The organism is Gordonibacter urolithinfaciens, assembly GCF_900199375.1.
Lineage (GTDB): Bacteria > Actinomycetota > Coriobacteriia > Coriobacteriales > Eggerthellaceae > Gordonibacter > Gordonibacter urolithinfaciens.
On the sequence record NZ_LT900217.1, the window covers coordinates 2,488,072 to 2,502,268 of the forward strand.

The following is a 14,197-nucleotide window of genomic DNA, read 5'->3' on the forward strand; positions in this document are numbered from 1 at the left end:
TCGGCCACGGAGAGCACACGTTCCGCCGTTTGAACCCGCCGCGTGCCCTACGCGCCCACGAGCTCCGCGAAGGCGGCGGGCAGGCACTCCACGACGTCCTCCGCGCACACGGCGATGGCCGACCAGCGGGCGGCCGCGGCGAGCCCTGCCCGCGCGTGCAGCTCGGCTCCCAGCACGGACGCCTCGAGCGCGTCCATCCCCTGGGCCAGCAGCGCCGCCACCATGCCCGCCAGCACGTCGCCCGTGCCCGCCTTCGCGAGCGCCGGCGTGCCGTGCGCCATGCGCACGGTCTGCTCGCCGTCGGATATGAAGGTGACCGGCCCCTTCACCACCGCCACCACGCCGTAGGCGAGCGAGAGCGACCGTGCCAGCGCGCAGGGGTCGCCCGTAGGCAGGTCGAACGCGCGTGCGAGCCGTGCCGCCTCGCCGGCATGGGGCGTGACCACGGTGGCGTGGCCGTTCAGGAAGCGCCGCTTCAGCAGGCGGCGCCCCTTCTCCGAGACAAGGGCGCCCAGGCCGCTGCCGTCCACCAGCACGGGCGCCTCGGCGTGCTTCAACACGAAGTGCACGAGCTTGGAGGACGCGCCGTCGTCCGCGTCGAACCCGCAACCTACGAGGTAGGCGTGCGGCTTGCCCGGCAGCGAGGGGGAGAGCTTCGGCGGGAGGGCCGAGCGCGGGCCCACCACGAGGGAGGGGCGGAAGCCCTGCACGAGCGGAACGGCTGCCGGATGGGTGAACACCTGCGTGTAGCCGGCGCCCATGCGCTGGCTCGCGTAGGCTGCCAAGCATGCCGCGCCGGGGTAGCGCTCGCTGCCCACGACAGCGGTGAGCGTGCCCCGCGTGTACTTGTTCGCGTCGTCGGCCGGCAGGGGCACAAGGGCCACCAGCTCGTCGTTGCCGTATTCCCGAACGTCCTGCATAGGCGACCACCTTGTCCGTCGAAGGGTTCCCTCTTCCCATTCTACCGCGTATCGACGAAAGGCGCGAACGCTCGGTAGACCGTTGCCGTGCGAATTCGGACCGTTACGGTGCGGAAACGGTTGACCACCCCGCTCAGCTTGTTTTTCTCATTCGCTACAATCATATGATGAGAAAAAAGGCGCATCAGCGCCGAACGATTCGAAGGAGGCATCGTGGATACGACGAGGAAGCATGACTGGGGTTTGATCGTTGCGGGCATTCTGCTGGTGCTGTGCGCCTTCTTCTTCGTGGTGGCGCCGGGGCTCACCCTTGTCACCATCACGGCCATCGCGGGCGCGGCGTTCCTCGTGTCCGGCATATTCGACATCATCAACTACGTGCGCTTCCACAAGGTCATGAACCTGTCGGGGTGGGCCATCGCCTACGCCGTGCTCGACATCGTCATCGGCCTCATGTTCTTGATCCATCCGCTGGCGTTCGCGGGCGTCATCCCGTGGGTGATCGGGGCGTTCTTCATCATCTTCGGCGCGTTCGAGGTCGTCGGCTCCTTTCGCATTCGCAAGACGGGCGTGCCTATGTGGGGTTGGATGCTGTTCTCGGGCATCGTGAGCGTGCTCTGCGGCATCACGTTCTTCGTGGCGCCAGCGTCGTTCAGCATATTCCTCTCGGTGTTCATACTCATGCGCGGCGTGTCGCTCGTATTCTACGGCTGGAACGCGAACAAGGGCATGCTGGCGTAGCCGGCGGCCGGGCCTTGCCGCAACCTCTGATGAAACCATGGGGCGGGTGCGCTGCCCGCTGCGACTCGTGGTAGAATCTCGATTAAATGGCGAAGGCCCCGAATGCGTTCGGGGCCTTCTTCCCGATGGAGGAAGTCAAGACGGCGGTGGAGAACATGGCAGAAGAACAGCAGAACCTCCTGGACGAGCGGGCGCTCGCCGAGGCGACGAGCGATCCGGCCGCGCGTATCGACGCGCTGCGGCGCGAGATCGAGCACCACACCTACCTGTACTACGCCCAGGATGCTCCCGAGATATCCGACGCCGCGTTCGACTCGCTCATGCGCGAGCTGCGCGAGCTGGAAGCGGCCCATCCCGAGCTCGTCGATCCGTCCAGTCCCACGCAGCGCGTCGGCGGCTACGTGGGCGAGCAGTTCGCCCCCGTGCGCCACGAGCGGCGGATGTACTCGCTCGACAACGCCATGGACCTCGAGGAGCTGGACGCGTGGATCGAGCGCGTGGTGGAGGCGTTCGGCCGCATGGTGCCCGTGGTATGCGAGCTCAAGATCGACGGCTCGTCCATCGCTTTGACCTACGAGGACGGCCGCCTCGTGCGCGCGGCGACGCGCGGCGACGGCACCACCGGCGAAGACGTCACCGCCAACATGCGCACGGTGAAAGACGTGCCGCTGCGCCTGCGCGAGGCGGCCCTCGACGGGCTGCGGGACGCGGAGGCGCCGATTGAGCTGCGCGGCGAGGTGTACATGCCGAAGTCCAGCTTCGACGCCCTGAACGTCGCCGCCGAGGCCAATGGCAAGCAGGCGTTCGCGAACCCGCGCAACGCCGCAGCGGGGAGCCTTCGCCAGAAGGATCCCGCCATCACGGCGAACCGCGACCTGTCCACGTTCATCTACGCGGTGGCCGACGAGCGCGCCCTGGCCGTCGAGGGCCAGTGGGAGCTGTTGGCATGGCTGCGCGAAGCGGGCTTCCACGTGAACCCCGACGTCGAGCTGTGCGAGACGCGCGAGGCGGTTCACGCGTTCTGCAAGCGCGCCATCGAGCGCCGCGAGGACCTGCCCTACGAGATCGACGGCGTAGTGGTGAAGGTGAACGCGTTCGCGCAGCAGGAGTCGATGGGCTACACGGCCCGCGCGCCCCGCTGGGCCGTGGCGTTCAAGTTCCCGCCCGAGGAGAAGACGACGCTGCTGCACGACATCACCGTGCAGGTGGGGCGCACCGGCAAGCTGACGCCCGTTGCCGAGATGGACCCCGTGTCGGTGGCCGGATCCACCGTGGCGCGCGCGACGCTGCACAACGAGGACGAGGTGCAGCGCAAAGACGTGCGCGTGGGCGACACCGTCATCGTGCGCAAGGCGGGCGACGTCATCCCCGAGGTGCTGGGCCCCGTGCTGGCGCTGCGCCCCGCCGACGCCGTCCGCTGGGAGATGCCGCGCACGTGCCCGTCGTGCGGCTCGCCCGTCATCCGCGAAGAGGGCGAGGTGGATTTCCGCTGCATCTCCATCGACTGCCCGGCGCAGGCGCTCGAGCGGCTGCTCCACTGGGCCAGCCGCGGCGCCATGGATATCGACGGCATGGGAGAGGAGATCGTGTCGCGCCTCGTGGAGAGCGGCCGCTTGACCGACGTGGCCGACTACTACACGCTGGACGAGGTGGAGCTGTCGCTCGTCGACATGGGCCGCGTGAACAAGGAAGGCGAGCCCATCCGCCTCGGGTCCACCGTGGCGAAGAAGCTCGTGGCCGCTATCGACGAGAGCCGTGCGCGCCCGTTCGCCCGCGCGCTGTTCGGTCTCGGCATCCGCCATGTGGGCAAGACCATCGCCGAGCTGCTGGCGGCGGCGTACCCGTCCATCGAGGCGCTCATGGAGGCCTCGGAGGAAGACCTGGCCGCCATCGACGGCGTGGGCCCGAAGATCGCCCGCAGCGTGTACCTGTTCCTGCGCACGCCCGACAACGTGGCCGTCATCGAGCGCTTGCGCAAGCGCGGCGTGGCGATGGCCGACGAGGCGGGCGACCCTGCCGAGCAGCTGCCGCAAACGCTCGAGGGCCTCACGTTCGTGCTGACGGGCTCGCTCGTGGAGAGCGGGATGACCCGCGACGAGGCAGGTGCGGCGCTCAAGGCGCGCGGCGCGAAGGTGTCGGGCAGCGTGTCGAAGAAGACGAGCTTCGTCGTGGCCGGAGAGGCCGCCGGCTCCAAGTACGACAAGGCCGTGACGCTCGGCGTCCCGGTGCTTGACGAAGCGGCTCTGCTGCGCATCCTCGAAACCGGCGAGGCTCCCGAGTAGGGCGGCCGCCTGCGGGCGCGCGCGACGCGGGCGGCGATGCGGGCGTGCGGTCGCGATGCGGGCGGAGAGGCGCACGGGCGGTGGCGATGCGGGCGGGCGCGATATGTGCGCTCGCGATGCGGGTGGTCGCGATTCAGGCGGAGATGCGTGCGGTTGGTCGCGATTCGGGCGGTCGCTGCTACAAAAACGCCCTTTTCGGCGGGCAAGCGCGGCGCTGGCGGCTTCGAAGCGGGTTTGGGCGCAAGGGTATCACGCCTGACCGGGGTTTTTCCGAGGGCTGTTTTTCGCTCGGGCTGAAACGCGTTTCGTACCCGCCGAAATCGGCGATTCTGTAGCGCTGAAGGCGAGATTTCGGCTGGTTTGGGCCGTTCCCGCAAGCATGCCTCGATGGTTCATGCGAACCGCCCGTTAGCTTGTTCGCCCGTGCGCTGCTCCGCGTTCGCCTTTCGGTGCCTGCCGCTCGCCTAAGGAAGTTACGGAAATGGAAATCGTAACACCGTCGGTGTGATCTATCTGCTATAGTGTGTTACACAGTTCAGTTTCGTAACACATTTCGAGGTGCTGCGCCGGGCCGCGAGGGAGCCGTCGCAGCGGGTGGGAGGATTCGCATGGCAACACTCACACGGCGCGACTTCGCGAAGCTGACGGGCGCAGGCGCGGCCGCGCTTTCGCTGGGCGGGATCTTGGCAGGCTGCGCGGGCGGCGGGAACGAGAAGCCGGCGGCAGGGACAGGCGCGACGGGCACGGGCGAGGCGGCCCCTTCGCAGGTGATCGTGTCCATGACCACGGGCTCCGAGCCGGCGGCGGGCTTCGACCCGCTGGTCTCCTGGGGCTGCGGCGAGCACGTGCACGAGCCGCTCATCCAGTCCACGCTCATCGCCACCGACACCGACCTTAGCTTCAAGAACGATCTCGCCACGTCCTACGAGTGCTCCGATGACGGCATGACCTGGACGTTTACCATCCGCGACGACGTGCGCTTCACCGACGGCGAGCCGCTCACGGCGCGCGACGTGGCGTTCACCTTGAACGGCATCCGCACGGCCGAGGCCTCGGAATGCGACCTGTCCATGGTGCGTGAGGCCGTCGCGCCGGACGACGCCACGGTGGTCATCCACATGGAGAAGCCGTTCAACGCGCTCCTGTACACGCTGGCCGTCATCGGCATCGTGCCCGAGCACGCCTACGGCGAGGGCTACGGCGCCAACCCCGTCGGCAGCGGCCGCTATATGCTGGAGCAGTGGGACCGCGGCCAGCAGGTCATCCTGAAGGCCAACCCCGACTACTACGGGGAAGCGCCTAAGATCGAGCGCGTGGTGGCCGTGTTCATGGAGGAGGACGCCTCGCTCGCCGCGGCGCAGTCCGGGCAAGTGGACGTGGCCTACACCTCCGCGACGTTCGCCGCGCAGCAGCCGGCGGGCTACGACTTGCTGAACTGCGCGTCGGTCGATTCGCGCGGCATCTCGCTGCCCACCATCCCCGCGGGCGCGACGAAGACCGACGAGAAGGGCGAGGCTGCCGCCGGCAACGACGTGACGTGCGATGCGGCCGTGCGCCAGGCCATCAACTACGGCGTGGATCGCGAGCGCATGATCGACAACGTCATGAACGGCTTCGGCACCGTGGCCTACAGCGTGGGCGACGGCATGCCGTGGTCATCGCCCGACATGAAGTGCGCGACCGACGTGGGCAAGGCGAAGAAGCTGCTCGACGATGCCGGCTGGGCGCCGGGCGCCGACGGCGTCCGCGAGAAGGGCGGCGTGCGCGCCTCGATGAACCTGTACTACTCGGCCGGCGACACCGTGCGCCAGGGTATTGCCGAGGAGTTCTCCAACCAGATGAAGGAGCTGGGTCTTGAATTCGCCATAAAGGGCGTGAGTTGGGACGATCTGTACCCGCACCAGTTCACCGACCCGGTGGTGTGGGGTTGGGGCACGAACGCCCCCATCGAGACGTACAACCTGTTCTACTCCAAGGGTACGGGCAACTACGCCTGCTACGAGAAAGCCGCCACCGACGCGTACCTGGACGAGGCGCTGGCCCAGCCCCGGGTGGAGGACTCGTTCGAGCTGTGGAAGAAGGCCCAGTGGGACGGCTCGACCGGCATCGCGCCGCAGGGCGACGCGCCGTGGGTGTGGTTCGCGAACATCGACCACCTGTACTTCGCGAAGGAGAACCTGAGGGTTGCCGAGCAGAAGCCGCACCCGCACGGCCACGGCTGGTCGCTCGTGAACAACGTCGACCAGTGGTCGTGGGCTTAGGGGTTTCGTTGCCGACGCGGAGGGGGCGGACGGCGCCCCGTCGCTCGGACAGTCCTCGCTTCGCTGCGGAACTCGCTTGGTGGGCGCCGTCCGCCCCCTCCGCTGACTTCGGAGGACCTGCGGGGGGGGGGGGACTGGTCGGCGTTTTCCCTCGCTGAGGGGTGTTGTTGTCAGGTTTTCGGACAGGTGAGGTTATAGTAGTTTCCATCATGGCCCGATTCATCCTTCGGAACATAGTGAAGTTCATCCTGCTCATGGTTGCCGTGAGCATGGTGACGTTCGTGCTGGTGAGCATATCCCCCATCGATCCGGTGCAGGCGAACGTGGGGCAGGCGGCCTACGTCAACATGAGCGAGGCGAAGCGGGCGCAGCTGGCCGAGTACTGGGGTGTGAACACGCCCTTGTGGGAGCGCTACGCCAGCTGGCTCGGCGACCTTTTGCACGGCGACCTGGGAACGTCGTTGCGCTTCAACGCGCCGGTGGCCGACGTCATCGCCACGCGGACGGTGAACTCGCTCGCGCTTATGGCCACGGCCTGGGTGGTGAGCGGCGTGCTGGGCTTCGGCTTGGGCATCCTGGCCGGCGCCAACCGCGGGCGACCCATCGACCGTATCGTGAAGGGCTACTGCTTTCTGCTGGCGTCCGTGCCCACGTTCTGGCTGGGGCTCGTGTTCCTCATCGTGTTCTCGGTGTGGCTGGGCTGGTTCCCGTTCGGTTTCTCGGTTCCCATCGGGGTGTCGGCCGCCGACGTGACGCTTGCGGACGCGTTGCACCATCTGGCGCTGCCCGCGCTCACGCTCTCGGTGGTGGGCGTGGCGAACATCGCGCTGCACACGCGCGAGAAGACCATCGACGTGCTGGAGAGCGACTACGTGCGGTTCGCCCGCACGCGCGGGCTTTCCACCTGGGGCGCCCTGCGCCACCATGGGCTGCGCAACCTGGCGCTGCCCGCGCTCACGCTGCAGTTTGCCTCCATCTCCGAGATATTCGGCGGGTCGGTGCTGGTGGAGCAGGTGTTCTCGTACCCGGGCCTCGGGCAGGCGGCCGTCACGGCGGGCTTGGGCGGCGACGTGGCGCTGCTCGCGGGCATCGCGCTGTTCTCGGCGGCGTTCGTGTTCGGCGGCAACCTCATAGCCAACGTGCTGTACGGCGTGGTGGACCCTCGCATGCGCAAGGGGGCGAAGGCTCATGCGTAGCGGAAAGGAAACCTGCGAGGCCGCCGGCTTCAAGGTGGCTGCAGCCCCGGTGCTCCACGCTTCCCGCGCGGCTCGGTGGGGGAACAGGAAGCTCACGCTGGCGGCTTTCGTGCTGGCGGTCGTCGCGCTGGCCGCCGTGGTGGCGACGGGCTTTGTGGCCGCCGACGCCGCGACGGCCACGGACTTTGCCCAGAAGAACCTCGCGCCCAGCTTGGCGCACCCCTTCGGCACCGACTGGATGGGGCGCGACATGCTGCTGCGCACGCTGGCGGGCCTGTCCACGAGCGTGCTGGTGGGCCTTCTGGCCGCAGGCGCGTCCTCGGTCATCGCGCTCGTGCTGGGCGCGGTGGCGGCGCTCGGCGGCAAGAAGGCCGATGCCGTGGTAACCTGGCTCATCGACCTCATGATGGGCATCCCGCACATCGTGCTGCTCATCCTGATATCGTTTGCGCTCGGCAAGGGGTTCTGGGGCGTCACCATCGGCGTGGCGGTGACGCATTGGCCGAGCCTGGCCCGCGTGGTGCGCGCCGAGATCCTGCAATGCCGCGAGTCCACGTTCGTGGCCGTTGCGCGCAAGTTGGGGCAGAGCCCGCTGCGCATTGCCTTGAAGCATATGGTGTCCTATGTGCTGCCGCAGTTCATAGTGGGGCTCATCCTGCTGTTTCCCCATGCCATCCTGCACGAGGCGGCCGTCACGTTCCTCGGTTTCGGCCTGCCGCCCGAGCAGCCGGCCATCGGCGTCATCTTGAGCGAGTCGATGGCGTACCTGTCGGCCGGCATGTGGTGGCTCGCGGTGTTCCCGGGTCTCGCGCTCATCGCCACCGTGCTCTTGTTCGACGTGGCGGGCTCGAACCTTCGCAAGCTCATCGACCCGCACAGCTCGCAGGAATAGGAGGCGCGGATGAGCGAGACGCAGAAGGGTGCGGCGCAGAAGGCGGCGCGGGCGGAAGAGACGCGGGCGGAGCAGGTGCCGGCCTGCGGGCGCGCGGCCGAGCTGGACGAGCTGGCCGACACGCTGTTCGGAGGGCACGAGGCTCTCGAGCACGCCGACGAGCAGGAGCACCACCACCATACGCACGCGCCCGCGTCCCACCACGAGCATGGCCACCACCTGCTGCAGGTGGAGGACTTGAGCGTGGGGTTCCGCATGTACGACGAGGACGCCCCGTTCTTCCGCGCAAGGCAGCGCTTCGTGGAGGTGATCAGCTCCCTGACCATCTCGGTGCATGCGGGCGAGATCGTGGCGGTGGTGGGCGCGTCGGGGTCGGGCAAGACGCTTCTGGCCGACGCCGTGCTGGGCTTGTTCGAGCCGAACGCCACCGTGCGCGGCCGCATCTGGTTCGACGGCGAGCTGCAGGACGCCGCGGGGCTGGCCGCGCTGCGCGGCAACGGCGTGTCGCTCGTGCCGCAGAGCGTGAACAACCTCGACCCGCTCATGAAAGTGGGGCGGCAGGTGGAGGGCTTCGCGCACCCCGACGTGCCGCATGCCGAGCGTCGCCGCCGTCGGGCGGAGCTGTTCGAGCGCTACGGCCTGTCGGAGGAGACGGCGCAGCTCTACCCCTTCGAGCTGTCGGGCGGCATGGCGCGGCGCGTGCTCTTGTGCTGCGCGCTCATGGACGATCCGCGCGTCATCGTCGCCGACGAGCCCACGCCCGGGCTCGACCTGGATCTGGCCGTGCGCGCCCTCGACGACTTCCGCGCGTTCGCCGACGCGGGCGGCGGCGTCATGCTCATCACCCACGACATAGAGCTGGCCCTGCACGTGGCCGACCGCGTGGCCGTGTTCAAGGACGGCACCGTGGTGGAGGAGACGGCCGTCGCGAACTTCGCGTCCCCTGACACGCTCGCGCACCCGTTCTCGCGCGCGCTGTGGCATGCGCTGCCGGAGCACGGGTTTCGCGACCGCAACGTTGACGAGGGGTCTGGCAAGGGAGGTTTCCATGCTTGAGGCGCGGGGCATCACCTACGCGTATCCCGGTGCGGCGCGCGCGCTCTACCAAGGCTTCGACCTGGCAGTTGCGCCCGACGAGCGGGTGGCCCTCTGCGCGCCCTCGGGCTTCGGCAAGACCACGCTCTGCCGCCTGCTGGCCGGCTACGAGCGCCCGCAAGCGGGCGAGGTCCTGGTGGACGGCGAGCCCTTGCCGCGGCGCGGTGCGTGCCCCGTGCAGATGATATGGCAGCATCCCGAGGCCGCCGTGGACCCGCGCATGCGCATGGGCGCGACCCTGGCCGAGGCGGGCGAGGTGCCCGGCCGTCTGCTGGACGACCTGGGCATCCAGAAACGCTGGCTGTCGCGCTATCCGCACGAGCTGTCGGGCGGCGAGCTGCAGCGCTTCTGCATCGCCCGCGCGCTGGCCGCGAACCCGCGCTACCTCGTGGCCGACGAGGTGTCCACCATGCTCGACGCCCTCACGCAGGCCCAGATATGGCGCTTCCTCGTGGGCGAGACGAGCAGGCGGGGCATCGGGCTCGTGTTCGTGTCGCATTCCCCCGCCCTCACCGACCGCATAGCCACGCGCGTCGTGCGCCTGGGCGCGTAGGGCCGGGCGCCTTCCCGTTTCCCCGGCCTTTCCCGCTTGCCGCGCCTTCCTCCCTGCCCGATCCGCCGCCCTTCGTCGTTGCCGGCTTTCTGCTCAATTCGCGATATTTGTAATTGACTATATACTATCAAAAGAATAATATAGGGGTGCTCATACGCCGATCAGGCGCCTGTCAGGGGGCGGGGGCCGGCGGCACCGCGTGAGTCGAGTCAGAGAGAACCAGGGAAGGGGATCTTATGAAGAAGCACCTCCGCATTGCGATGGCGGCTGCGTGCGCGTTCGCCATGGTGGGCGCGTTCGCGCTGTTCGGCTGCTCGTCCACCGAGCAGAAGGCCGACGAGCCGAAAGCCGACGAGCCCAAGGCCGAGAGCCACGAGGCCGTGGAGCTGCAGCTGTTCGCCGCGAACTCGCTGTCGAAGGCCATGGACGCCGTGCAGGAGCTCTACACGCAGGACCACGACTGGGTCACGTTCAAGGACACGCAGTACCTGTCCTCGGGCGAGCTCAACGAGCAGCTGGCCGGCGGCGCGTACGCCGACGTGCTGATATCGGCCTCCAAGGCCAAGATGGACGAGGCCGTGGACGGCGGCTACGTCGACGAGGCCTCGCGCTTCGATATGTTCAGGAACGACCTGGTCATGGTGACGGGCGAGAACTCCGAGCTGGCCGCGAAGTACGGCGCCGACCAGAGCTTCACGCTGGCCGACGTGGCGACGGGCGACTACGCCGTGGCCGTGGGCGACGAGTCCGTGCCGGCCGGCAACTACGCCGACCAGGCGCTGTCCACCGTGGGCTGCTACACCGACCCGTCCGGCAAGACCGGCAGCGATATCACGGGCAAGGGCGGCACGTTCGACGGCACGCCGCTCGACGGCAAGGTGAACCTGCAGACCTCCGTGGGCAACGTGTGCAAGCAGGCCGAGTCCGGCGCCGTGGACGTGGCCTTCGTGTACAGCTCCGACGTGTACCGCTTCGGCGGCGTGAAGGTCATCGGCGTCGTGCCGAACGACACGCACAAGAAGATCATCTACCCGGCCGCCGTCTGCACGGACTCGAAGCAGGCCGAGGCCGCCGCCGAGTTCCTCGATTGGGCCACGACGGACGCCGACGCCAAGAAGCTGTGGCAGGAGTGGGGCTTCGAGCTCGTTACCGAGTAAAGGGTCCCGCACATACGGTATCATGTGGGAAAGGATGGGCACTCGACTGCCCATCCTTTCCGCGCGATAAGGAACAACCATGAGAATCTCCCGAACAGACACCTGCGCGCGCCCGGTTGCACGGACGGCGCAGGGCTGCGCGAACAGGGTTGCACCCCCTCTCCCCTCCGCGCCCGCGACGGCTCGACCGGCTTTCGTCCAGCGGCGCGCCATATCGGGCGCCGCGGCCCTCGCCCTGGCCCTTGCCCTGATCCTCTCCTCGGCGCTTGCGCCCGGCCTCGCGTTCGCTGACACCGGCGATGAGGGCGATCCCGCCGCGCCGAACCCCGCCGCAGCGGGTGCCGACGGCGCGCAGGACGCCTCGGCCGCGGACGATGCCGTGAGCCTGGCCGCCGACGGCACGGCCGCCTCCTTGGACGGCAGCCCCTTCGCCCTCGAGGGCTTCTCGCGCTCGCAGGTGGGCAGCAACAGCGACATCGGCGGCGCCTACGCCGGCTACCGCTACCTCGTTTCCGACGAGCCGGGCAGCCTGGGCGTCATCGCAACCGATGCCTGCATCGTCGTGTACGTGCCGCACGGCGTCGCCGAGGAGAACGGGTTCGACAAGAGCTCCTCGGAGAGCCGATCGTACCTCAAGAGCCTGCTCATCGCCTTGGACTCCGAGAACGCCAAGGGCGGCTCGGTGCTGACGCGACAGGGCAACTGGATATTCACGAACGAGCCGATCGTGGAGCACGAGGGCGTCGAATACCGCTTCGACCAGGAGCTCAAGCCCGGCGAGTTCTATGCGTGCGTCATCGGCGCGGACGGCTCGGACGTGACCGACGCCGCGAACCCCGCTCACGTGCGGCTCACCCACGCCGACTTCGCCACGATGGCCCCCGCGGACAGCGTGGAGGTGGTGGGCGCCGCCACCGGCTTTGCCGCGCTCGCGGAGTTCCTGGGCGGCATCGACTTGAGCCCCTTGTGGGTCACGCTCAAGACCACGCTCACGGCCATCGTGTTCATCTTCATCTTGGGGCTGGCCGCGGCGTACTTCAGCCTGCGCATCCCCGCGCGGGCGCAGGACATCGCGGACTCCATCTTCACCATCCCCATGGTGCTGCCGCCCACGGTGTGCGGCTTTCTGCTGCTGCTCGCGTTCGGGAAGAACACGGGCGTGGGGCAGTGGTTCATCGACATCGGGTTCCCGCTCATCTTCAGCTGGCAGGCCACGGTCATCGCGGCCGTGGTGGTGGCGTTCCCGCTCATGTACCGCAGCGCGCGCGGCGCGTTCGAGAACCTGGACCCCAACATGCTGGACGCCGCCCGCACGCTCGGCTGGAGTAACGCGAAGATATTCTTCAAGCTGATGTTGCCGCTGTCGTGGTCGTCCATCGCGGCGGGCACGGTGCTCTCGTTCGCACGCGCCCTGGGCGAGTTCGGCGCCACGCTGTTCTTGGCCGGCAACTACTTAGGCATCACGCGCACCATTCCCATCGCCATCTACTTCGAGTGGATGAACGGCAACACCGACGTGGCCATCTTCTGGACGATCGTCATCATGCTGTTCAGCTTCGTGGTCATCCTGTTCATCAACCTCTGGGGTAGGCGCACGACGAAGTACCGCAGGAGGGCCGAGGCGTGAGCCTGGAAGTCAACATCAAGAAGAAGTACCCCTCTTTCACGCTGGACGTGGCGTTCACGGCGGGGGACGAGACGCTGGGGTTCCTCGGTGCGTCGGGGTGCGGCAAGAGCCTCACCATGCGCTGCATCGCCGGCATCGAGACGCCCGACGAGGGGCGCATCGTGGTGAACGACCAGGTGTTCTTCGATTCCGCGCAGCGCGTGAACCTCACGCCGCAACAGCGCAAGACGGCGCTTCTGTTCCAGAGCTACATGCTGTTCCCGAACCTCACCGTGGCCGAGAACGTGGGCGCGGGCATCGAGCCCGCCGTGCCGCGCGGCGTGCGCGATGCCATCGTGGCCACGGAGCTCAAGCGCTTCGGCCTGGAGGGCTTCGACAAGCGCTACCCGGCGCAGCTCTCCGGCGGCCAGCAGCAGCGCGTGGCGCTCGCCCGCATGCTGGCGGCGCGGCCGGGCATCCTCATGCTGGACGAGCCGTTCTCCGCGCTCGACGCGCACCTCAAGGGCGTGCTGGAGCAGAACCTGGTGAGCCTGTTCGACGCCTACGACGGCACCATCCTGTACGTGAGCCACGACATCGACGAGGCGCTGCGCTTCTGCGACCGCATCGCCGTGGTGGAGGCCGGGCGCATCATGGAGACGGGCACGGGCGACGACCTGGTGAACCGCCCGCAGTCGCTCGCGGGCGTGAAGCTGTCGGGCTGCAAGAACGCCACGCCGGCCGAGCGGATGGGCGAGCACCGCGTGAGGCTGCCGAAGTGGGGCATCGAGGTGGCAACCGCCGCGCCGGTGCGCGAGGACGTCACCCACCTCGGCGTGCGCGCGTTCTACCTCGAGCGCGCGTCCGGCCCCGGCGAGAACTGCTACCGGGTGCGCGTCGACCGCGTGAGCGACTCGCGCTTCGACCGCACGGTGCTTCTGGGCTTCCTCGACCGCGTCCAGGACGAGGCGCCCACCGTGAGCGCCGACGAGGACGAGATGAAGTACCTGCACCAGCATCTGTTCTGGCGCGTGGACAAGCTGAAGGCCGGCCCCGGCGAGCTGCCCTCCGAGGGCGACGAGCTGTGGATCCGCATCCCTCCCGACAAGGTGTACCTGGTGTCGCGGTAGGCGGCGCGGCGCACGCGCCCGAACATCCCTGTTTCAGCCTCTGCCCGTTCGGCGGATGGCGCGTGCGCTGCATTGCCCCTACCGCGATACCGCGGCGGCAAGCGCCGACCAGCCGCCGTCTCCCCATCGTCCGAACATCGAAATAACAATAAAAAACAACATTCCCTTGAGAAAATTTCGCCCGAAAATATTGACGGGGGGATGGTGTAAACTTATTCTTCAAGGTAGATCGACGCAGCAAATTTTCATTTATATGCGTGTGAACAGGTTATTTATAACGGATTCGATCTTCAAGGAGCAGCATCGCCCCTCTTTCGCGAAGAGGTGGAGGCGATGCGGTCAGAGCATGCGCGACGACGTATGG

Annotated in this window: 12 protein-coding genes; 11 read left to right on the top strand and 1 reads right to left on the bottom strand. The window is 68.0% G+C overall.

Annotated features, from left to right (window positions below):
* Positions 1–47 precede the first annotated feature (47 nt).
* Positions 48–920 (bottom strand): NAD(P)H-hydrate dehydratase, encoded by an 873-nt coding sequence (locus BN3560_RS10665; protein WP_096228030.1) that lies wholly within the window; start codon positions 918–920, stop codon positions 48–50.
* 213 nt (positions 921–1,133) lie between these two features.
* Between BN3560_RS10665 and BN3560_RS10670 the strand changes: the two genes are divergently transcribed.
* From BN3560_RS10670 to BN3560_RS10715, 11 genes are all read left to right on the top strand, one after another.
* Positions 1,134–1,661 carry an HdeD family acid-resistance protein gene (locus BN3560_RS10670; RefSeq protein WP_087191336.1) on the top strand — a complete coding sequence of 176 codons (528 nt, stop codon included), beginning with the start codon at positions 1,134–1,136 and terminating at the stop codon, positions 1,659–1,661.
* Positions 1,662–1,816: 155 nt separating this feature from the next.
* A complete protein-coding gene (gene ligA / locus BN3560_RS10675; protein ID WP_096228669.1) occupies positions 1,817–3,943 on the top strand; it encodes an NAD-dependent DNA ligase LigA in 2,127 nt (708 codons plus the stop codon).
* Positions 3,944–4,023: 80 nt separating this feature from the next.
* A complete protein-coding gene (locus BN3560_RS14410; protein ID WP_123649897.1) occupies positions 4,024–4,278 on the top strand; it encodes a hypothetical protein in 255 nt (84 codons plus the stop codon).
* 273 nt (positions 4,279–4,551) lie between these two features.
* On the top strand, positions 4,552–6,204 hold the full coding sequence (locus BN3560_RS10680) for an ABC transporter substrate-binding protein (protein ID WP_096228031.1): 1,653 nt from the start codon (positions 4,552–4,554) through the stop codon (positions 6,202–6,204).
* Positions 6,205–6,413: 209 nt separating this feature from the next.
* The gene (locus BN3560_RS10685) at positions 6,414–7,400 is read left to right on the top strand and encodes an ABC transporter permease (RefSeq protein ID WP_096228032.1); all 987 of its coding nucleotides are present in this window, start codon (positions 6,414–6,416) and stop codon (positions 7,398–7,400) included.
* Positions 7,393–8,292 (top strand): ABC transporter permease, encoded by a 900-nt coding sequence (locus BN3560_RS10690; protein WP_096228033.1) that lies wholly within the window; start codon positions 7,393–7,395, stop codon positions 8,290–8,292. The genes BN3560_RS10685 and BN3560_RS10690 overlap by 8 nt, the downstream gene beginning before the upstream one ends.
* A 9-nt stretch (positions 8,293–8,301) precedes the next feature.
* A complete protein-coding gene (locus BN3560_RS10695; RefSeq protein WP_096228034.1) occupies positions 8,302–9,348 on the top strand; it encodes an ATP-binding cassette domain-containing protein in 1,047 nt (348 codons plus the stop codon).
* Complete coding sequence (locus tag BN3560_RS10700) at positions 9,341–9,940, top strand: ABC transporter ATP-binding protein (RefSeq protein ID WP_096228035.1); 600 nt, start codon at positions 9,341–9,343, stop codon at positions 9,938–9,940. Before BN3560_RS10695 ends, BN3560_RS10700 begins: the two co-directional genes overlap by 8 nt.
* Positions 9,941–10,176: 236 nt before the next feature.
* Positions 10,177–11,097 carry a molybdate ABC transporter substrate-binding protein gene (gene modA, locus BN3560_RS10705; protein WP_096228036.1) on the top strand — a complete coding sequence of 307 codons (921 nt, stop codon included), beginning with the start codon at positions 10,177–10,179 and terminating at the stop codon, positions 11,095–11,097.
* Between the two features lie 79 nt (positions 11,098–11,176).
* Complete coding sequence (gene modB / locus BN3560_RS10710; protein WP_096228037.1) at positions 11,177–12,724, top strand: molybdate ABC transporter permease subunit; 1,548 nt, start codon at positions 11,177–11,179, stop codon at positions 12,722–12,724.
* Positions 12,721–13,833, top strand: coding sequence for a sulfate/molybdate ABC transporter ATP-binding protein (locus tag BN3560_RS10715; protein ID WP_096228038.1), 1,113 nt, complete (start codon positions 12,721–12,723; stop codon positions 13,831–13,833). The genes modB and BN3560_RS10715 overlap by 4 nt, the downstream gene beginning before the upstream one ends.
* Positions 13,834–14,197: the final 364 nt, after the last annotated feature.

Excerpts from the sequence above, each read along its gene's own strand:
- BN3560_RS10665 (WP_096228030.1), bottom strand. The coding sequence starts at position 920 with ATGCAGGACGTTCGGGAATACGGCAACGACGAGCTGGTGGCCCTTGTG.
- ligA (WP_096228669.1), top strand. The coding sequence starts at position 1,817 with ATGGCAGAAGAACAGCAGAACCTCCTGGACGAGCGGGCGCTCGCCGAG.
- BN3560_RS10680 (WP_096228031.1), top strand. The coding sequence starts at position 4,552 with ATGGCAACACTCACACGGCGCGACTTCGCGAAGCTGACGGGCGCAGGC.
- BN3560_RS10685 (WP_096228032.1), top strand. The coding sequence starts at position 6,414 with ATGGCCCGATTCATCCTTCGGAACATAGTGAAGTTCATCCTGCTCATG.
- BN3560_RS10690 (WP_096228033.1), top strand. The coding sequence starts at position 7,393 with ATGCGTAGCGGAAAGGAAACCTGCGAGGCCGCCGGCTTCAAGGTGGCT.
- BN3560_RS10695 (WP_096228034.1), top strand. The coding sequence starts at position 8,302 with ATGAGCGAGACGCAGAAGGGTGCGGCGCAGAAGGCGGCGCGGGCGGAA.
- BN3560_RS10700 (WP_096228035.1), top strand. The coding sequence starts at position 9,341 with ATGCTTGAGGCGCGGGGCATCACCTACGCGTATCCCGGTGCGGCGCGC.
- modA (WP_096228036.1), top strand. The coding sequence starts at position 10,177 with ATGAAGAAGCACCTCCGCATTGCGATGGCGGCTGCGTGCGCGTTCGCC.
- modB (WP_096228037.1), top strand. The coding sequence starts at position 11,177 with ATGAGAATCTCCCGAACAGACACCTGCGCGCGCCCGGTTGCACGGACG.